Annotated in this window: 17 protein-coding genes; 11 read left to right on the top strand and 6 right to left on the bottom strand. The window is 48.7% G+C overall.

Features of this window, described 5'->3' with window-relative positions; translation table 11 throughout:
- Positions 1 to 78 precede the first annotated feature (78 nt).
- Positions 79 to 786: a dethiobiotin synthase gene (gene bioD, locus J4G07_18000; protein ID MCE2415879.1), complete on the top strand. Its 708-nt coding sequence runs from the start codon at positions 79 to 81 to the stop codon at positions 784 to 786.
- A gap of 1 nt (position 787) precedes the next feature.
- Entirely contained in the window at positions 788 to 2,188 is a 1,401-nt protein-coding gene (locus J4G07_17995; GenBank protein ID MCE2415878.1) for an NTP transferase domain-containing protein, read from the top strand.
- 202 nt (positions 2,189 to 2,390) lie between these two features.
- Here J4G07_17995 and J4G07_17990 read toward each other — a convergent pair whose 3' ends face one another.
- Positions 2,391 to 2,771: a hypothetical protein gene (locus J4G07_17990; GenBank protein ID MCE2415877.1), complete on the bottom strand. Its 381-nt coding sequence runs from the start codon at positions 2,769 to 2,771 to the stop codon at positions 2,391 to 2,393.
- A gap of 513 nt (positions 2,772 to 3,284) precedes the next feature.
- Here J4G07_17990 and larA point away from each other — a divergent pair.
- From larA to minE, 4 genes are all read left to right on the top strand, one after another.
- A complete protein-coding gene (gene larA / locus J4G07_17985; GenBank protein ID MCE2415876.1) occupies positions 3,285 to 4,559 on the top strand; it encodes a nickel-dependent lactate racemase in 1,275 nt (424 codons plus the stop codon).
- 228 nt (positions 4,560 to 4,787) lie between these two features.
- Positions 4,788 to 5,462, top strand: a complete 675-nt coding sequence (locus tag J4G07_17980; protein MCE2415875.1) for a hypothetical protein — start codon at positions 4,788 to 4,790, stop codon at positions 5,460 to 5,462.
- An 18-nt stretch (positions 5,463 to 5,480) separates the two neighbouring features.
- A complete protein-coding gene (gene minD, locus J4G07_17975) occupies positions 5,481 to 6,272 on the top strand; it encodes a septum site-determining protein MinD (GenBank protein ID MCE2415874.1) in 792 nt (263 codons plus the stop codon).
- Between the two features lie 121 nt (positions 6,273 to 6,393).
- Positions 6,394 to 6,666 (top strand): cell division topological specificity factor MinE, encoded by a 273-nt coding sequence (gene minE / locus J4G07_17970; GenBank protein MCE2415873.1) that lies wholly within the window; start codon positions 6,394 to 6,396, stop codon positions 6,664 to 6,666.
- A 75-nt stretch (positions 6,667 to 6,741) separates the two neighbouring features.
- Here the strand turns inward: minE and J4G07_17965 are convergent, their stop codons facing one another.
- The 3 genes from J4G07_17965 to J4G07_17955 form a co-directional block, all read right to left on the bottom strand.
- The gene (locus J4G07_17965; GenBank protein ID MCE2415872.1) at positions 6,742 to 7,542 is read right to left on the bottom strand and encodes an HAD family phosphatase; all 801 of its coding nucleotides are present in this window, start codon (positions 7,540 to 7,542) and stop codon (positions 6,742 to 6,744) included.
- Positions 7,543 to 7,896: 354 nt separating this feature from the next.
- Positions 7,897 to 9,021: an ABC transporter ATP-binding protein gene (locus tag J4G07_17960; protein MCE2415871.1), complete on the bottom strand. Its 1,125-nt coding sequence runs from the start codon at positions 9,019 to 9,021 to the stop codon at positions 7,897 to 7,899.
- 215 nt (positions 9,022 to 9,236) lie between these two features.
- Positions 9,237 to 9,812: a phosphatidate cytidylyltransferase gene (locus tag J4G07_17955; GenBank protein ID MCE2415870.1), complete on the bottom strand. Its 576-nt coding sequence runs from the start codon at positions 9,810 to 9,812 to the stop codon at positions 9,237 to 9,239.
- Between the two features lie 687 nt (positions 9,813 to 10,499).
- Here J4G07_17955 and J4G07_17950 point away from each other — a divergent pair.
- The 4 genes from J4G07_17950 to J4G07_17935 all read left to right on the top strand — a co-directional run bounded on the left by J4G07_17950 (position 10,500) and on the right by J4G07_17935 (position 16,519).
- Entirely contained in the window at positions 10,500 to 13,355 is a 2,856-nt protein-coding gene (locus J4G07_17950; protein MCE2415869.1) for a TonB-dependent receptor, read from the top strand.
- 359 nt (positions 13,356 to 13,714) lie between these two features.
- Complete coding sequence (locus J4G07_17945) at positions 13,715 to 15,085, top strand: hypothetical protein (protein MCE2415868.1); 1,371 nt, start codon at positions 13,715 to 13,717, stop codon at positions 15,083 to 15,085.
- The gene (locus J4G07_17940; GenBank protein ID MCE2415867.1) at positions 15,072 to 15,590 is read left to right on the top strand and encodes a hypothetical protein; all 519 of its coding nucleotides are present in this window, start codon (positions 15,072 to 15,074) and stop codon (positions 15,588 to 15,590) included. The genes J4G07_17945 and J4G07_17940 overlap by 14 nt, the downstream gene beginning before the upstream one ends.
- A 53-nt stretch (positions 15,591 to 15,643) precedes the next feature.
- Complete coding sequence (locus J4G07_17935) at positions 15,644 to 16,519, top strand: TonB family protein (protein MCE2415866.1); 876 nt, start codon at positions 15,644 to 15,646, stop codon at positions 16,517 to 16,519.
- 148 nt (positions 16,520 to 16,667) lie between these two features.
- Here J4G07_17935 and J4G07_17930 read toward each other — a convergent pair whose 3' ends face one another.
- Positions 16,668 to 17,975 carry an MFS transporter gene (locus J4G07_17930; protein MCE2415865.1) on the bottom strand — a complete coding sequence of 436 codons (1,308 nt, stop codon included), beginning with the start codon at positions 17,973 to 17,975 and terminating at the stop codon, positions 16,668 to 16,670.
- 458 nt (positions 17,976 to 18,433) lie between these two features.
- Between J4G07_17930 and J4G07_17925 the strand changes: the two genes are divergently transcribed.
- Positions 18,434 to 18,625 (top strand): hypothetical protein, encoded by a 192-nt coding sequence (locus J4G07_17925; GenBank protein ID MCE2415864.1) that lies wholly within the window; start codon positions 18,434 to 18,436, stop codon positions 18,623 to 18,625.
- 85 nt (positions 18,626 to 18,710) lie between these two features.
- On the opposite strand, the gene katG is transcribed toward J4G07_17925, so the two are convergent.
- Positions 18,711 to 20,900 carry a catalase/peroxidase HPI gene (gene katG, locus J4G07_17920; GenBank protein ID MCE2415863.1) on the bottom strand — a complete coding sequence of 730 codons (2,190 nt, stop codon included), beginning with the start codon at positions 20,898 to 20,900 and terminating at the stop codon, positions 18,711 to 18,713.
- Positions 20,901 to 21,022 lie beyond the last annotated feature (122 nt).

Raw genomic sequence — 21,022 nt, 5'->3', positions numbered from 1 at the left:
CACCGATTCTCAACAAGATATGACCCTGCCTTTTGAAAAGGCAGCTTGAATTCTGAAATATTGTCCAAACTTTAGTATATAATAAGAAACAACATGGCACACGGTATCTTTATTACAGGCACAGGGACGGAAATCGGGAAGACGGTCATCGCGGGTGGGTTAGCAGCCTCGCTGAAACAATCGGGGACAAACGTCGGGGTAATGAAACCGATTAGCTCGGGTGATACCGCTGACGCGCAATTCCTAAAGCACGCGGCGCAAATCGACGATGAACTCGCCTCGATTAACCCGATTTACCTTCGACACCCGTTGGCACCGTCTGTGGCGGCGCGGATCGAAAATAGAGAGATTAATCTCTCATGCATTGAAACCGCCTTCACAGCACTTCAACAGAAATACGGTTTCGTAATAGTGGAAGGTGTCGGAGGCATCGCCGTTCCCATCCGAGACGACTTTCTTGTAGCGCATCTCATCAATCGATTGCGATTGCCGGTCCTCATTGTCGCACAGGCGGGTCTCGGAACCTTGAACCATACACTGTTAACTGTGGCGTTCGCGCAGCAGTTCGGACTTCAGATCGCCGGTATTGTTCTGAACAGACATACGCCTGAAGCAGCAGGACTCGCCGAAGCAACAAACCCGGTTGAAATTGAGAAATTGACGGATATTCCCGTAATTGGCGTTGTCCCTTATGAGAAACGATTGGATACCACTCAACCCGATCCAGCATTTTTAGCGGACTTCATGAATCAACACATCGCATGGCGGACATTAGGAATTCTTTAATATGAAAATAAAAACTGCGATTGTACTCGCTGCAGGACTCGGACGTAAAGTGTGGCCCTACGGGGAATTTCGACAGAAATGCACACTCCCTGTCGCCAATACCCCAATCGTTCGACGGGTCGTAGAGAATGTGCTGGAAGTCGGATGTGAACGGATCATCGTTGTCGTGGGACACTACGCGCAACAGGTGCGCGGTGTTCTCGCCGATATACCAAACGTCGTTTTCGTCACACAAAATCCAATTGATGGCACAGCGAGTGCTGTGTTGTGCGCATTAGAACATGCAAAAGATGAACCCTTCCTCGTCGTTTATGGGGATATTGTAACCGTTCCTGACAATTTTCGTAATGTAATTAGGGGATTTTATACTCACAACGTGGAAGCGGCAGCATTGGTTCAACCGCTCGGGAACGAAGACGCCAGCGATTGGCTCTGTGGTAGTATCAACACAACAGAAACAGAAGGCAAAAGCGTCACAAAACTTAGTGGTATTGAGGGGCACCCACGCGGGGGTTCATATCGTCTCTGTGGTGTCTACGCCTTCGCCCCGACAGCTGTCCCTTACCTTTTAAGGAACCCCGGCATTGTTACACGGGTGCCTGTCGGTGGGATGCCGCCCCCTGAATCCGAAATCGCGCAATCCATGCAACTCATGATTGACGACGATAGGGAGGTAGCGGCGGTTCAAACAGAGGGATTTCTTGTCGATGTCGATAAGCCGTGGCATGTTCTGGAAGCGAACAACCAGTTGGTGGATTACCTTGCGACACAGGTGACAGAGGACCACATTGCGGCGGGTGCCAAAATCTCGGATGCCGCTGAAATTAACGGACACGTCGTCTTGGGGAAAAACTCCGTTATCGGACCGCGCGTCGTTCTCAATGGAACGCTTATCGCAGGTGCGAACAATAACATAACGAACGGTGCGATCTTGCACGGAAATATTTTCGTCGGAGATCAGTGTCGGATTAGCGATTACTGTGATGTTGGCAGCACTGCCATCGGAAATCGGTGTATCATCGGTCACGGTGCTGAGATGGCGGGGGTGCTGTTCGATAAAGTCTACCTCTATCACTATTGCGAGATGTCCGGCGTTTTCGGATGCGCGACCGATATCGGTGCCGCGACGGTGTGCGGGACCCTCCGATTCGATGATGGAGACACACCGATGCGGGTGGAAGGGCGTTACGAAGTTCCATCTTACGGAGCAAATGCGACCTATATGGGAGACTACTGTCGCACGGGTGTGAATGCGATTCTTATGCCGGGGAGACGGATCGGATCTTATAGTGTCGTGGGACCGGGAGTCATCCTATACGATGATGTGCCGAGTAAAACGATGATCATGGCGAAACAGGAATTGGTATCGAAACCTTGGGGACCGGAGCGATATGGCTGGTAATTTTTAATTTTACCTTGCGGCGGAACAGTGTGCATTTGAACTTTGACGTGCATCCCTTAAATCCGCCTGCGCCGTTGTTGCAGGCTACAACTATAGTAAAGTTTAGAATTAATTAGGCACTCCAAAGAGGCGAGGATACAATCCTCGCCGGCGGCGGTGGGCGCGGGTTTATTGAAAACGGTATTGCTGCTAACTGATATGCTCAGAGAATCTCTTTTAGCAACCCGGTGAGTTCATCGTTGCCAGCGGCGAGTTCATAGATACGTTTAATTTTATCTTCACGGGCAGTATCGGATTGTGTGGCACCATCTGGATCCCAAAGCACTTCAAGCTCCTTAGGATTGAGACGGTCGTAGTTAACTTTGACAAGCGTGAACGGATAGTTCTCAGGAATCATAACGATCCAGTCAATCGTTTCACCGCGGGGGGAGTATTGCCTATCAACGGTTAGCTTTGATTCCTGATGCGGCACGTTCTTTTTAATCCACTGTCTGCGACCAAGCGCATCTGTTTCAAAATGCCCAACTTCCAACCAATTACGTCCTGCGCCGTTGGGTTTGGTGGTAACTTCGATACGATGCATATCAGTCTGACTCCGTTTAATTTGTAGATTTTTGCCCGCAATCCGCTTTGAGAATTCCAGCGGTTAGATAGACAAAGTTTTATTCATAGATTTTAACATATCGCCTCAAAAAAGTCAAGTGCTTTATAGGAATCAGCAGTCAGCAGTCAGCAATCAGGAATCAGCAGTCAGTAAGAAAAAATGTTGCGGGTTGCGTTAATTGCGGTGATTTAGAGATGATTTTCAAATCGCGACTTTTGACAATATTTACACACCGATCTTGGATTTTTGGAAAATAGCGGGTATCGGACTACTGTTCCTGTTAAATACTTTAAAAAGATCGTAAAAATTGCGTCTAATCAGCAAACTATGAGATAAACCCCGCAAATTATGCCAATTATGGCATAGATATAAAATAAATTTGCTTTTTTTATGAAAAAACGGTATAATACATGCAGGGGTTAGTTTTTCTACTGAGCGAGTGGCGTGCCAGTATTAGCACCCGATTTAGCCAATCTGAAGGGACATTTCAATATGCGAGTCGAAATGAGATATGGGACTGGAACCCTACCGATTGAGATTCCCGACAAGAATGTAGCCGGGGTTCTTGAAATCTCGGAAAGTGTCCCGCTGCCCGATGGAGGTAGTGCCGTACAAGAGGCACTCGCTCAGCCTATTGCCTCTCCTCCACTGGCTGAGCTTGCAAAAGGGCGCGAGTCGGCATGTATAGTAATCTCTGACATAACTCGCCCCGTGCCGAACAAAGTGATCCTCCCTCCAATACTGGAAACACTTGAACAGACTGGTATCCCACGCGAGAAAATAACGATCCTCATTGCGACTGGCATCCATCGCCCGAATAACACAGAAGAACTCGAAACGATGGTTGGAGGCGAGATTATGGAGACGTATCGTATCGTCAACCATTTTTCGCAAAAAATAGAGACCCACACCTATTTGGGCACAACACAGAACGGCACCCCTGTCCACATCAACACAACCTATCTTGAAGCGGATCTGAAAATTATCACGGGTCTGATTGAACCACACTTGATGGCGGGTTACTCTGGCGGCAGAAAGGCTATTTGCCCAGGAATCGCCTCAATCGAGACAATGAAGGTGATGCACGGTCCCGAACTGATGGAACATCCAAAATCCGCTGTGGGTATTTTGGACGGAAATCCATTTCATATAGAAGCCACAGAAATCGCGCTGATGGCTGGTGTTGACTTTAACCTGAACGTTTCGATTGATAAACATCGCCAAATCACAGGTATTTTTGCAGGCGACATGGTTGCGTCTCACCGAGTCGGCGCGCAGTTTGTCGAGAGAAACGCCAAGGTTACATTACCTACAGCAGCAGATGCCGTCGTTGTTTCCAGCGCAGGTTATCCTTTAGATACAACGTTCTATCAAGCAATCAAAGGCTTGCTGACCGCCGTTGAGATTGTCAAGCAGGGCGGCAGTATCCTGCTCGTTGCGGCATGTAGTGAAGGGATCGGCAGCAAGCCGTTTACAGACCTGATTTTTAAAACCGATGATTTAACTGCATTTGTGCAAGGTCTTTACAATCCAGCAAACTTTGTCATTGATCAGTGGCAATTAGAAGAGTTAGCAAAGGTAGCGAGGAAGGCAGATATCTATTTCTACACCGATGGGATTCCGTATCATCAACGTGTAAAGTTGTTTGTGCATCCTTTGCAAAGTGCGCAAGAAGGTATTGACGAACTTCTCACCCGATACGGCGCGGATGCTCAAATTGCAGTGATTCCTGAGGGACCTTATGTTTTGGCTCAGTTGGCGGAATAACGATCAGCGGCCAAAAAATTAGCAGTCAGCATTGTCCCACAAGTCCACCCGCGGCTTGCGTTGCAATCAGCAAAGAAAGTTTAGAGTGCTCGTTCATCGCGAAGTAATAAATTGTGCTAAAGTTTGAAGTTGGTAAGTTATGATAACTTACTCACTCTGCAGATTTTAGTTTACTTTGAAATTATCTTGTCGATAGCCAGTATGCTGACTTCCATTAGAAGAAGAAAAATGGCAAACTCTATTGTGGCTCTCAGAGTGTATAGGGATGGCTTTCACCTGATTATCAGGCCCCATCTGTCCATAGAGGAAGTTGAAGAGGCGATTCAACAGGAAATGTCCCGGATGAATCACCCTTTAATTGGGGCATCTGTGCAGATTGATCTGAAGTGTCCAATCTTGCAAGAGGAGGAAATGGCGTATTTAAAATCGAAGCTTCAAGAGAAGTACAATCTGACGGTCCGGCGTATTGAAGCATTTGATGAGCAGGCACCGCCTCCTATCGCTGCCGCGCCAACGACGCACGCCATTCCCCAAAGAATGGACACCCAACAGAACACTCGAGATACTGAGCCTTCAAGAATTATCCCCTATACAATCCGATCGGGACAGACAGAAGATTTCCCACAAGGAAGTCTCATCATCTACGGTGATGTTAATTCGGGCGCGGAAGTCCGAGCCGGCGGAGATATTGTTGTGCTTGGGGCGTTGCGCGGGAATGCAAACGCTGGCATAAACGGTAGGCTCTCGGCTGTCATCATCGCTATGGACTTAGTGCCTGTACAACTCCAAATCGGCAACTTTATGAGCCGACGCCCCATTAACCAAAAATCCCGAGGGTATCCAGAAATTGCACGCATCGGGGTGGAAGATGTAATTATCATTGAAAAATTTGTTAAGTTTTAACATAGGAGGTTTCGGGTTATGGGAAAAGTAATCGTAGTAACGTCAGGAAAAGGAGGCGTTGGAAAAACAACCTCTACTGCCAACTTAGGAACAGCCCTCGCACTTCTTGGTAAAACAGTCGTGGTTGTCGACGCAGATGTCGGGCTTCGGAACCTTGATATCGTGATGGGCCTTGAGAGTCGGGTTGTTTACACCTCAATGGATGTCATTGATAAGCAATGCGAACTCGGTAAAGCACTTGTGAAAGACCGACGCGTCGATGGGCTAACGTTACTGGCAGCATCCCAGAAAAACAACAAAGATGACATCCAACCAGAGCAGATGAAAGCGATTTGTGACAAATTGAAGGACGCTCACGATTTCGTGTTGATTGACTCGCCTGCCGGTATTGAACGTGGTTTCAGTAACGCTTCCGCAGGCGCAGAAGAAGCCATTGTTGTCACGACCCCGGACGTTTCCGCAATTCGGGATGCCGACCGAATTATAGGGTTGTTGCAACACGCCGGCATCGAGCCGATCAACCTGATTCTAAATCGCTTCTCGCCGCAGCTCGTAGGGAACGGGAGTATGATGGACCAAGCCGATGTCCTCGATATCCTCAATATCGACCTCATCGGGATTGTTCCTGAAGACACCGGTGTGATTACTTCCACGAACCGCGGAATCCCTTTAGTATACGAAGACGCTTCCCCCGGTTCTCAAGCTTATATGCGCATTGCCCGGAGGCTTACCGGACAACGAATCCCGATACCTGACTTAGAGCAGAAAGGCTTTCTTTCCAATATCGTCAATTGGTTCAGAAATATATAGAGTGTCTTTCTGTCAAAGGATCGAAGAAAACGTATAAGATATTCTACATTCATTTTCATGGCAAAAAGGAGGGCGGTTTCCTCCCAACCTTAAAAGATTGGGTTTCCAAACCGCAAACTTGATGAATATCAGCATAAAACAATTATTCGGGCGCAAGCCGAAGTCGAGTAGTATCGCCAAGCAGCGCCTAAAACTTGTCATTACACAAGACAGGCTTGATGTAGATGATCGCTTTATGACGAGGTTGCATCATGAGTTGGCAGAAGTTCTGGCAAAGTATTTTGAATTTTCCGTTAACTCCGTTCGGATGTCATTGAAACAGGAGGGAAATTCCTACGTACTCGTTGCGGATATTCCTTACAAAAAGTTTCATGACATCAATCCGAGACAATAACCGCCAGCAAAGTGGTCACCGGACAGGAGAATCGGGAATCGGAGTTCCCTCCTACAGGGAACACAATCCAATGCTTCAGAGAATCAATTCCCAAATCGCTTTTGCGACTCCGTCATCGTCATTCGTCGTCGTAATATGATCGGCACACTCACGAATCGGTGGCACTGCGTTTGCCATCGCTATGCCGAACCCCGCTATTTTGAGTAAACTTTCATCATTGTAACTATCACCGAAAGCAACAACTGTGTCCATCGGAATATCAAATCGATTTGCGAGTGCTGTTAGTGCGCGTCCCTTAGCGACCTCCGGATTCATACATTCAATATACTCCGCCTGGGTCTGCGTGACGTAAAGCTTCTCCGCATAATTGGCTTGAAAACTGTCCAAGAGCGGTTTTAATTTTTCGGGTGTATGGATGATGAGTAACTTTGTGGGTGTTTCCCCGGATAACTCGCGTAGGTCACCTACAGGTGTCGCTGGAACGCCTGTTCGCGCTTCGTAGAGGTCGCTCCATGCGTTTCGCTCAGCGACGTAAAGTTCGTCATTCAAACAGAAGTTGAGATGCAAATTCTGCGCAACGCAGTCATCGACGACCGCCATCGCATAGTCCGCTGGAACCGGTGTATGATGATACACCTCACTTGTTGTCGCGTGTTGTACCATCCCGCCATTGTAAGAGATAATCGGGTTTTCAAGCCCGATCTGATCGCTGATCGGTTTGATAGACCGGTGCATCCTTCCAGAAACTAATACCACAAGAACATCTTTTGCGGCGAGTGCCCGAAGCGCGTCTCGGTTTTTTGCTGATAATGCGTGTTCACTGTTGAGGAGTGTTCCATCCAAGTCAAAAGCGGCTAAACGACACGGTATTTTCATCTCTTATCTTCGGTGTGGAAACCCCTGAATTCATTCAGGTCAGGAAACACCGCTCCTACTATATTTTTATTGACAAAAAGCGTCAAAAATGCTAAAATATTTTTTGTAACTCGAAGACGTTTGTTCGTTTGAACAACTTCCGAATCGGAAGTGTCTGAGGTTCTGCATCGTGGGCTGCTTGAGCCATAGCCCGAGAAACACGAACAGCCGAGAATGACGGGGTTTTAACAAGCCCCCGACTTTAGTCGGCGGGTACTTGACTAAATCTTTTCCTTCCATTTATCTTTTCCTGCATCTTTATTATTCTAACGTGAGTTGCTACCTATTTATAGACATGGCACCCTTAGTTGACAACTACTTTCCCCAGACAGCTCGTTCTGTTTCTCGGTCGAAGAGATGCATTTCTGCTTCGTCAAAATTTAACCAGACGGTGTCCCCAGTCGTAACCTGAAACGTTGGATGTGTCCTGACCCGAAGCAGAATAGGTTCCTGGGTCTCTGAATGCGTACCGAGTCGGATGTCAAGGATATTGACGGGACCCAGCGGTTCAACGAGATGCACATCAACAGGAATGGTTCCTCCACCGGACTGACCTACCGCTGTGATATGTTCTGGACGAATGCCGAACACCAAACCGTTTTCCACCGCGCCTGAAGTGATAGTCGCTTGTCGTTCCGGAGAGAGGCGAAAATAGACATCGGTGTGACGCAACCGTAGCATGGATTCCCCTCCGTGCGAGGTGACCTCTGCATCCAGCAGGTTCATAGTGGGCATTCCCATAAATCCCGCCACAAAGAGACTATCAGGCTTGTTATAGATTTCATGCGGTGTCCCAATTTGCTGCAGGATTCCTTGGTGGATAACAGCAATCCTATCCGCGAGTGACATGGCTTCAACCTGATCATGTGTTACAAAGATGGTTGTTGCCCCGATTTCGTGCTGGAGTCGCTTAATTTCGGCGCGGGTATCAACGCGAATCTTCGCGTCTAAATTCGCCATAGGTTCATCAAGGAGATACACCTTTGGCTGACGCACCATGGCGCGTCCGAGCGCGACGCGTTGCATCTCACCACCGCTGAGGACACTCGGCTTGCGATTGAGTATATCGGATATCTGCAAGATTCCCGCAACCCGCTTCACTTGGGCATCAATCTCCGATTTCGAGATCTTCACGGCTTTAAGTGGGAAAGCAATGTTATCGTAGACGTTCAGATGTGGGTAGAGGGCATAGAATTGAAAGACGAAGGCGATATCTCGGTCGGCAGGGGAGAGATCGTTGACAGGCTGTCCATCGATGAAGATATCGCCCTCTTCAGGATTTTCTAAACCTGCGATGAGACGGAGCGTTGTGGTTTTACCACATCCAGAGGGACCGAGAAAAACCACGAACTCTTTGTCCTCAACCTCCAGATTGAAATCCTTAACCGCCACGAAATCTCCGAAGCGTTTTACAATGTTTTCGAGTTTGATATTCGCCATAATATTAGTTGTCAGTAAAGAGGTGTTAAAGCAGCTACAAGGGGAAATTGAAGAAACACCGGATTTGGTCTGGGAATAGACTGGATTTAGTCTGCGGAGAAACGAAATCCGTTCCTTGTATTACATTGCAAAAACACCACTACCATCGCAATTTTCTTTTATCTGACTGCTGATGGAAACCGATGGCTGACTGCTATTCTTCTGACTGCTATGTGTTAAGAGTTTAGAATTTGCATCAGAAAATGCATCACAGCACCGGAAACGAGCGGCACTGTGAGGTTGTCGTCGATCGGGGCGGGGATGAGTTCCACAATTGTAGCGACCAAAGCACCGATGATTGCTATCACAGGATTCAATGTCACTAAAGCAATCAAAACGCAAACGACAAAACAGGCGGCACTGCCTTCTAAACTCTTTTTACCGATGAGCTTCGTCCTGCCCCATTTTTTACCCACTAACGCGGCGGCCAAATCCCCCAATATCATAAAGAAAATGCAAACGATCGCAAGCGTCTTAGAGAAAAAGAAAATACACAAGAAAGCACTGATGAGATAGTAGGTCGCGCCTGTCATGGCGCCTTTGCGCTCATGTGTGCGGAGCAGGAAAGCGAAAATTTTGAAAAACAACTCACCGAAACGCGGGAAGAACCATTTCAGTAATTCCACGGCAAGTGCCAATCCGGTCAGTATTCCGATGAAGATTAACATCGTCTGTCGATCTAAAAACAGGTAGATAAGCGGTAGGACCAGTCCTGATAGATGAATGCTTTTCCGAAGCAACTCGGCTAACATCAATGTGCCTTCCATAGAACATGAATAACGTATGCTTATTATTATAGGACTTGTAGTCAAAAATATCAAGAGAAAAGCCAAATGGCTATCAGCAGCCGGTACGGTTTTTCTGATGAAGTTTAAGAATTGAATCGGGTAATGTCGGAATTCATTGTCTGAATCAGGATTTACAGGATTCAAGGATTTACAAGATTATGGAGCCTGCTTGATTAAAAACTGTCTTTTATAGAATTACCTAAATATAACCCAAGTTGCCAGTTTCTCATTAACATAGCACCCCTAAGCAATATTAAATATACATTGTAGGTTTTAAGGAAGGATGGAAGTGCAGGAAGGGTGGAAGAAACACCGTATCCCCTCTCTTCCAACCTTCCCATCTTCCAATTTTCCATCCCAATTGCGGATGCAAAACTTGAACTTTAATACTTAAAGTTGCTTATTTTTCTTTATTTTAACAAACAAATTACACATTTTTGTTGCATTTGGGGATTAAAATTTCTTTTACCATTGGAATAGCGTTGAGAACAGAGATGTTGGCGGAGAACCCTTCGCGCAGTCTATAAAATTATAGTGAGGACGGATCCTGAACCCGTCCATGCGCGTATAGGGAGCCGCCGACCACAAAACCAGAGAGGATTTTTAGTTTGCTTAAAGGGATAATCGGACAAAAGGAGAGGATTTCTTAATATGGGCTTGCAAGTTCCGCCCTGCGGGGAATGGTTTCGCATCGGTAACCTATTGCTTTTGGTGCTTAGCATAGGACTCGTGCTCGGAGAAGTAGATGCCGATAACCACGAAACACAACAGATCGTCAAGGTAACAGGTAGCGTTGTAGATAACGACACCGAAATGCCGATAGCAGCGGTATCCATTCGGGTCACTGACACGCAAATTCGGGTAAAAACGGATGAAACAGGTGCATTCTCGCTGGAACTGCCGAGCGGTACTTATAAGATTCATGCAAGCGCGCCGTTTTATAACACTTTTGTCATCCCCGATTTTCAGGTGATCCCAGGCGAGACATCGGCATCTCTTGACATCAAAATGACCCCACAGGTGGTAAAACTCGATGCCATCAAGTTGCCTGTCCGACTGAGCCAAGCCAGTGAGCGGGGTCTCCTTGAAAAACGGATGCGTAGTTCACGCATTGAAGACAGCATCAGCACAGAAGAGATGAGCCGACTCCCTGCCTCATCTGCTGGTGAGGCTATTAAACGAGTAACGGGTGTCAGCATAGTCGGCGGACGTTACGTGTTTGTCCGCGGTTTGGGAGAACGCTACAGCAATACCCTTCTTAATAACGTTGAGATCCCCAGCCCTGAGCCGAACCGCCGAGTTGTGCCGATGGACATCTTTCCAGCAAGCCTCCTCGCAAGTCTCCAGACAGTCAAGACCTTCTCGCCCGACCAACCCGGGGGTTTCGCTGGGGGTTCTGTCCAAGTGTTCACCAAAGACTTCCCAGAAGAATTGACGATGTCGCTCTCAATGTCGAGCGGTTTTAACACACAGGCAACAGGAGAAGACGGCTTGACGTATCCGGGTGGTAGTTTCGACTTTTTAGGATTCGACGATGGCTCGCGTGCCTTACCGATCATTGTCGAAAATCAGGCAGCCGATTTACCGGTTCGAGAGCGTGGACGTTTTACACCTTTAGGATTCACGCCCCAAGAAATTCAAGAGTTCGGACAATCGTTTTCCAATGTCTGGTCGCCAGAACGACGACAAGTTCCCATTAATCAAGGCTATAAATTCAGTCTTGGTAACAGTAACAAGATTTTCGGAGACAAAGAGTTCGGGTACTTAGGTGTCATCTCTTACGGCAATAGCCATAGTTATGGTACACAGGTTCGCAATGCCTTCCGGCTCGGTTTGAACGAGACGCTTTCCCCAGTAACCTCGTATAACATTGAACGGAGCGGTAATGAAGTGGAGTGGGGAAGTGTCCTAAATACCAGTCTTCGCCTCTCTCCAGAACATCTGCTCAGCATAAAGACGCTTTTCACACACACCGCTGAAGATGAGACCCGAACATGGGAAGGGTTCAACGCCGATAGAAATACCGATCTGCGCAGCACACGGCTGCGTTACGTTGAACGGCAACTTTTCTCTGGACAGGTCGCAGGCATGCATGACTTTAACTTCGGAGAACCCGTATTAGAAGAAGCAGCAAAGCACGCCGATGTCTCTATGGAGTGGCGACTCACTTATTCCCGTGCGTTGCGCGATGAACCCGACACACGCGAAAACATCTACGAAGACAGAGGTGATGGAACGTTCACATTCCGCGATGTAACACATAGTGGTAGCAGATTTTTCTTTAATCTTGAGGACGACGAATACAACGCACGTCTCGACTGGAAAGTACCGCTGGGTGCTGAAGGTCTCTTCAAATTCGGAGGACTCTTACGAGACAGGGCACGGACTTTTGATGTCCGTAGATTTAGATTCCTACCTTCTGACCAAGTAGACGCGACCGTCAACCTCTCCGATCCCCCCGAAATACTCTTTCAAACCCAAAACATAGCCCCTCGTGTTTTTGAATTGCGAGAATCCACACGCTCTACGGATAACTACTTGGCAGACCACAATATCTACTCAAGTTACCTGATGCTCGATCTACCGATTACCACAAAATGGCAGATTATGACCGGGGTTCGATTGGAGTCTTCGGATCAAACGGTTACCACCTACGATCCGTTCACTGCCTCCCAAAAAGCAATTGAAGCGAATCTAAAAACACTTGACTGGTTGCCGGGTCTGAACGTAGCGTATCGTCTCACGGAACGGATGAATCTACGGCTCGCAGCATCTCGAACAATTACGCGTCCGGATTTCCGGGAACTCGCGCCCTTTGAGTTCACAGACTTCGTCGGTGGTAGAACGATTCTCGGCAATCCAGAATTGGAGCGGACGCAGATTGACAATTTCGATTTCCGTTGGGAAGCTTTTCCACAGATTGGTGGCGTTTTGGCGATAAGTGCGTTCTATAAACGGTTCCAGAAACCGATTGAACAGATCGTTCAACCGCAGGCGGAAGTCCGGATTACCTATGAAAACGCCGAAGGTGCCAACAACTACGGCTTGGAGTTAGAAGCGCGTCAGAATTTAGGCGTTCTCACAGATGCATTGCGTAAATTCTCGATCAATACAAACGCCGCATTGATTTCCTCACACGTGGTGTTACCCGAGGACGTCGGTATTCAGACCTCCTCCGAGCGTCCACTACAGGGACAGTGTCCATACATCGTCAACGTCTCCGTCGGTTTTGAAGATCCGGACTGGGGTATTTCGAGTGCGATTGCGTATAACATCTTCGGACGCAGACTCTCTGAGGTGGGCAACCATGGGGTGCCAGATGTGTATGAGCAACCGCGTGGACAACTGGATGTGAGTTTCAGTCGGACGGTCGCGAATTATTTCAAATTCAGCGTCTCCGCGAAAAATCTCCTCGACCCGGACGTTCATTTTAAACAGGGTGAGGCAAGCTATGTCCACTATAAATTGGGGAGAGCGTTCTCATTCGGGATAAGTTACAACTTATAGGGGACGGCTGTCGGCAATCAGCCATCAGCAGTCAGCAAGAGGACTCAAAGAGAAGAGTCGGGAATCGGAGTTCCCTCCTACAGGGTTCATGAAGCAGGGCGCGGGTTTACCAAAATGTAAACTTATTTTCAGAAACTACTATCTCAGTTATCAGAAGAGTGGTTGTCAGCAATCAGTGGTAAAAAAATCATATCATTGTCACTTTTTTGCAACAATTTATTGGTATTCTTTATAGCGTAAGAAAATTTACAACAGCGGCTTAAAAACGGCGATGTGTATCGCTGGGTCGCAATCATCAGTGTCTGTCCGTTGGATCGGTTAGGCAAAGATAAAAAATAAAAAAGGAGCTAAGTTAGCTAATGTTAAATATTGGGTCGGTCCCTGCATCCACGGGAACAAGGGGTTTCTATCAGAACTGGCTGTTTCTACTTATGGCAGCCTTCACAGTTGGATTAACACTCGCCATTGTCGGTTGTGATAGCGATGATACGGACGAGATCGAAGTAATTGAAGAAACGTTAGTAGAAGAGACTGTTATCGATATTGATGGACGTCAAGTGGTCATCCTTGAAGGCAGATTGAACGCCGACAAAACGCTCACTTCGGCTTACGATTATCTCCTCCGGGGTGCAGTGTTTGTTGAAAGCGGCGCAACCTTAACCATTGAAGCGGGTGTCCACATTTACGGCGAGCAGGCAACCAATGGCACACTTATCATTGCCCAAGGCTCTAAGATCATGGCACAAGGCACAGTATCTGCCCCCATCGTTATGTCGAGTGATGCCTTTGAAGGTTCCCGCGCACGCGGTCAGTGGGGTGGCTTGATTATCAACGGTAGCGCGCCCACGAACCAAGGCCTAACTTTCGGTGAAGGGGACACAGGTGCTTTCGGTGGAAACAATCCAGCGGACAGCAGCGGCATCCTTCAATACGTCCGTGTCGAGTACGCAGGTATCGAATTCAGCCCTGACAACGAGTTGAACGGTATCGCCTTCCAAGGCGTTGGATCCGGCACTATTGTCGATCACGTCCAAGTCCACATGAACCAAGACGATGGCGTTGAGATGTTCGGTGGCACCGTCAACCTGAAGTATGTCATGGTTACGGGTGCGCGCGACGACTCCTTCGACTGGACAGATGGCTGGACAGGTAAAGCCCAGTTCCTCGTCGTGCAGCAGTATGGCGACGATGCCGATAACGGCTTCGAAGTTGACAACAGCAGTAAAGATAATGAAGCAGAACCCCGTTCCGCCGCGACGGTCTATAACGTAACGCTCGTCGGTGATCCAGCTGGTCCAGAAAGCGATAACGGTATGTTGATTCGTGAAGGAGCCGCTGGCACATTCGCCAACTTCATCGTTACCGGCTTTAACAAAGTTGGACTCGATATCAACAACGAGGCAACCCACGCGCAGGCGAATAGCGGTAAACTGGTCGTAAAAAACAGCATCTTCTTTGAAAATGGAAAAGGCAATTTCGGCGATGAGAAAGACGACGATGGATTCGATGAAGCCGATTTTGCCGCTTCCAACGGAAATAAAGAAGTTGACCCAGGCTTGGCAGCGCCCTTCAACAAGTCCGCGCCAAACTTTACACCTGGTGCGGGTGCAAATGCAGTAACACCTGCGAATCCGCCGGGTGATGGTTTCTTTGAACAGGTTAACTTCATCGGTGGTGTGAGCCCAAGCAACAACTGGACCACAGGATGGACCACGAGTGCGCAGAAGTAGTAAACTCACCGTTCACGCATCTTACATCCTTCTAACGACGCTGATTGTCTACAGCAGTTTCGTAGGGTGTGAGAAATCGGTTTGGAAAAATAGTCTCGACTCGCCAGACCAACTCGGTCTGGCAGTCGTTGACGCACTCAATCGGAAAGATATTGAGCAGTTAGACCGCCTGCGTGTGCAACGCGAGGAATACCTCGATTGGATTTGGCCCGCGTTCCCTGCGAGCCGTCCACCGAACAATTTTCCGGGCGATTTTGCATGGTCAAATCTAAATAAGAAGTGTAATACAGGTATGAAAAAGTGGATCGCTCACTTCGGAGGGGTAAATCTGAAGTTCGTTGACATCCGCTTCGATCGACCCGAAGAGACTTATGAAGGGTTCCAACTTTTGCGTGGGACCGTTTTGACGTTACAGAACGTTGCTGGAGAAAAACGGGAACTGAAGATTCTCGGCTCAGTCGTTGTCAAAAACGGCAGATATAAGTTAATGAGTTATGAAGATTAATGACTGATATAGCACGCCTATAGGGTGCTGAAAACATATGGGAGCAGAAGAATATGATGACCATGGCTGATGTTCAGCGGCAAAACCGAGAAGCCGCCCAAAAACGGAAACGGAAAGCGATCCGGATCGCATGGGGTTTCGCAATCGGGCTGCATGTAGTCGGGATTATTGCCGGTGCTATCTACTTTATTCAAAAAACCGTGTTGGAGATGCACAATGATAAAGTAGAGAGTGTCGTTCTGGAAGCCGAGAAACCACAAGCGAAACGCCGGACGCCGCCTCGTGCAACGCGACAACCCCAAAAACCGAAGTTCTCTAAGATCCGAGCCCCCAAAGGACAGACTGTTACGACGAGTGCTAAAATTCCGGTGGGCAACGCACGATTCACACTACCGACGAGCGACGTTTCGACACGCCCGGTCATGGCACCGAGCACAACAGGGATCGGTAAAAATCTGTTCAGAGCCACGCGACAACAGGCAAATATTGTTACAACGATGCCGAAGTTTGAGGTGCCGAAGTTTGAGAGCACAAGCTTAGTCGCAAAAATGGATATGGGAACAAGCCTTGCACAAACGGAGTTCAATGATGCGGGCAATCTTGAACTCGCCTCTGTCAACTTAGGGGATGCGAAACAGTCGTTTAACGAATTCTTAAAGGCGGTTCGGGACCGAATCAAACAGGTGCAACGGTTCCCCCCACGTGTCCGGAGTTTAGACGACGGTTCCAGCACAACCGTCCGATTTACGCTTTTCAAAGACGGCACGATTCGGAATCCAACAGTCACAGATTCTTCCGGCTCAACGGCACTGGATAGCGCGGCGATCGCCGCTGTCCAAAACGCTGTGCCTTACCCGCCTTTCCCTGCGGAACAAGAAGGGAATAGTTTGCGGCTTGAACTCCCGATTATTTTCGAGTTAACGAATTAACTAACAGCCATCAGCGGTCAGCAGTCGGCAGTCGGTAAAGAGTCGTTTTTGTAATAATCTTCCGTGCTTTGGAAGACTCAGGCAGCAGTAAATTGTTACAGAGAACCGTCTTTACTAATTGCTGATCGCCGATAGCTGACTGCCTGTATTAGAACGCGAGTTTATCCGCTTTTGCCTTTGTTTCATCTACGAATCCCAATAGAATCAGTCCGACGATAAAGAAAATCATCAATGAAATAATCGCAAGACGTGCGCTGCCGGTGATCTGTTCGATAACACCAAACGTTACGGGTCCCCAAATTGACGAAAACTTGCTAAAGACAGAATAGAACCCGTAAAACTCCGCACTCGCCTGCTCTGGAATCATTGCACCGTAGAAGGAACGGCTCAACGCTTGTGTCCCACCGAGCACAAGACCCACAACCATTCCGAGAACAAAGAATTCTGTTGCGGAATGAATGAAATACCCATAGGTAACAACCCCACTCCACAAGACTAAGGCAAACATTACAGAGCGTTTCGCACCGATACGACTTGCGAGCCGACTGAAGATCAACGCGCCCCCTATTGCAACAACTTGCACCAGCAGGAGCGTTACCATGAGTGCAGTCGTTGAAAGCCCTAATTCTTCCGTGCCGTAAATTGTCGCCATGCTGGTAACGGTGTGGATCCCGTCGTTGTATATCATATAGGCGACGAGGAAGAGGGTCAGGTGTTTAAAGCGTCCGACCCGTTTTGCTGTTGCAAGCGTCCGACTGATGCCAAGGATGAGATAAGCGATAGGTTTTGGTTTGTTGCGGTGTGCCTCTGGAAGTTGATACGACGTTTTTTCCTCTTTTAGGTATTTCATTGTCAACAGTGTCCAACCTGCCCACCAAATTCCTGTCATCGCCATTCCGATGCGTGCTGCCATCGCTTGGCCTTCCGGTGTCTTTTGCGTGGCGACGAGGGCGAGGGCAATGGTAAATTGCAGCGAGCCGCCGACATACCCGAAAGCATAGCCTCGGGCAGAAACGGCATCCAGTTTGTCTTCGGAGGCGATCTGTGGTAAGAACGCATCGTAGAAAACATTACCGCCGACAAAGCAAATTTGAGAACCGAGAAATAGCATAATCGTCAATCCGACATCGCCAGACTTACAAAAATAGAGCAGCGTTGCGAAGATACTGCCCATATATGCGAAGCCCATAAGAAACCGTTTTTTTGCGGCAGAGAAATCGGCAATCGCCCCAAGCACGGGTGCAAAGAGGAATACGCAGAACGCCGCGGTTGCCAACATATAGCCCCACAAGGCTGTCGCACTCACATTCATACCGAGAATGTTCACACCTGCTTCGCCGACAATGGCTTTCGCAAAATAATTCGGCAATATGGCGGCGATCACGGTGGTGATATAGGCTGAATTCGCGCAGTCATACATGCACCAACCGAAGATTGTTTTCTTATCATTTTTCATGGTTTCTCTGTCCACAAAGTGATCAGGATGGGATTTTCTCTTATTTTCACACACTTTAGGAAGGAAATCAATAAGATTCTTTAGAACGGTCAGCAATCAGTAGGAGTCGCGAGTAAAACTCGCTCGTACACCAAGGATGGAGACGTGGCAGGAGGAAGGATAAGTAAAATAGCCTGTAGTATTAAAATGGGTTGATAAATAAGAGAAAAAAGATTAAAATTAAAATCAGTTCTAAGTAATTAATACAAAAAGTACGTATTTATGGACGAAGAAAGATCAAGTAGAAAATGGCGTGAAATCATAACACCCGAATGGTCACTTGCCATTTTAATTCATGTAATTATTTTGGAAATACTTTATGTATTTTTCCTGTTGAGACCTAAGGGAGAAAGCCTGAATATTCTCATCTTAAATGCCAGTACAGCATTACCACTTTTCACGCTCGTAGCAGTAATCTTATGGAAATCTGGGCGGCTGTCTGGGAGGTTATCATGTTAGTCAAAAGGATTCTCGAAAAACGTGAGGAGAAAAAAAATCAGAGGGCCCGCTTAGAAGGGGCGAAGCAAAAGCATGCAGAATGGGTAGAATGGGCTAAAAATGAAAGAGATAAACCTCAGCCAAAACCTCCTAAAGACCCTGAAGATAATTAGGTTTAACCAACCCTTTAACCTACACAACGAATTGGGCAGTGGGCGCGTGAGGGTTCCACGCGCCCACTGTTCTACCTTGTTGAGGTTAGGCAAGGTCGAATCGATCGAGATTCATGACCTTGTTCCACGCAGCCACGAAATCATTTACAAACGCTTCTTGAGCGTCATCACACGCGTAGACTTCCGCAATGGCTCGAAGCTGAGAGCTTGAGCCGAATACGAGATCGACGCGGGTACCGGTCCACTTGCGCTCGCCTGTCGAGCGGTCACGCCCCTCGAACACATTCTCAGATGTAGAGGAAACTGACCACTCGGTGTTCATGTCAAGCAGATTCACGAAGAAATCAGTTGTCAACGTCTCGGGTCGCTTGGTGAAGATACCGAAACCGGACTCACAAACGTTTGTATCCAGGACACGCAAGCCGCCGATGAGAACCGTCATCTCAGGCGCGGTTAGCGTCAGCATGTGTGCTCGATCCACGAGCAACTGTTCGGCGGTGCCGTGGTGTCCGTTTGCGAGGTAGTTGCGAAATCCGTCGGCAGTCGGTTCAAGCACAGCAAACGATTCCACATCGGTTTGCTTCTGCAACGCATCCGTGCGTCCCGGCGCGAAAGGAACCTGGACCTCAATACCGGCATTCTTCGCAGCTGCCTCGATGGCTGCACACCCAGCGAGAACGATCAGGTCAGCAAGAGAGACCCGCTTCCCGTCGGACTGGGATCCGTTAAATTCGTTTTGAATCGCCTCGAGGGATTGAAGGACCTTCTCCAATTCGGACGGATTGTTGACTTCCCAATCCTTCTGGGGTGCGAGGCGAATACGTGCCCCGTTCGCACCACCGCGCTTATCGGTGCCGCGGAATGTTGCCGCAGACGCCCAAGCCGTCGAAACGAGTTGGGAAATGGAGAGTCCTGATGCGAGGATCTTCCCCTTGAGGGCAGCGATGTCCTGCTCATTAATCAATTCATGATCGACATCCGGGACAGGGTCTTGCCACAATTGCGGTTCTTCAGGAACCCAGGGACCGAGACAGCGTGTGCGGGGTCCCATGTCGCGGTGGGTCAGCTTGTACCACGCCCTGGCAAAGGCATCTGAGAACTCCGCTGGGTTCTCGTAGAAGCGTTTGGAAATCTCTGCGTAGATTGGATCCTCTTTCAGAGATAGGTCGGTTGTGAGCATCATCGGCGCGTGTTTCTTCGAGGGATCGTGAGCGTCCGGCACCGTGCCGTGTGCGGATTCATCTTTGGGGGTCCACTGCCATGCCCCCCCCGGACCTTTTATCAGTTCCCAGTCGTAGTTGAACAGGTTCTCAAAGAAACCATTGTCCCACTTAGTCGGTGCGGCGGTCCAGGCACCCTCCAACCCACTAGTGATTGTGTGGACACCCTTGCCGCTACCAAAACTGTTCTTCCAACCGAGTCCTTGTTCCTCAAGTGAGGCACCTTCGGGTTCGGGTCCAACGTACGCATCGGCATCCGCAGCCCCGTGCGTTTTGCCGAACGTGTGTCCGCCGGCGATGAGTGCGACCGTCTCCTCGTCGTTCATTGCCATGCGCCGGAACGTCTCTCGAATGTCTCGCGCTGCAGCGACGGGATCCGGGTTACCGTTGGGTCCCTGTGGATTCACATAGATTAAGCCCATCTGAACGGCACCGAGAGGATTCTCAAGCTCTCTGTCGCCGGTGTAACGCTCGTCCCCGAGCCACGTGGTCTCCGATCCCCAATAGATGTCTTCTTCAGGCTCCCAGACATCCTCACGCCCGCCTGCGAATCCGAGTGTCTTGAGCCCCATCGACTCCAAGGCACAGTTCCCGGCGAAGATTATGAGGTCTGCCCATGAGAGCGTCCGCCCGTATTTCTGCTTGACGGGCCAGAGGAGCCGGACTGACTTGTCGAGGCTGGCGTTGTCGGGCCAACTGTTGAGGGGTGCAAAGCGGAGCGTGCCAGAGGCACCGCCGCCGCGTCCGTCGCCGATGCGGTACGTGCCTGCACTGTGCCACGCCATCCGAATGAAGAGGGGTCCATAGTGTCCGTAGTCGGCGGGCCACCAGTCCTGCGACGTCGTCATCACCTTATAAACGTCCTGTTTCAGCCCCTCCAAGTCGAGTGTCTCGAACGCCTCGGCGTAGTTGAAATCCTCACCCATAGGATGAGATGTGGGTGGGTTTTGGTGGAGCATCTTCAGGTTCAACTGATCGGGCCACCATTGTTGGTTCGCTATCGTGCCCCGTGCGTGAGCGTGGTGCATCACCGGACACTTACTTTCGTTGCTCATATTGCCTCCATCGTGTTCTGTGGCGTATTCTCCCTAAGTACTTGTTTGAAAAATTCAAATGGATCCTTGAAAGTTGTGATCTTATGGAAAAGGGAGATTTACATCCTATTCCTCTAATATAA

The sequence above is a fragment of the Candidatus Poribacteria bacterium genome (assembly GCA_021295715.1).
Classification (GTDB): Bacteria; Poribacteria; WGA-4E; order WGA-4E; family WGA-3G; genus WGA-3G.
This window is presented reverse-complemented; position numbering and strand designations above follow the sequence as displayed.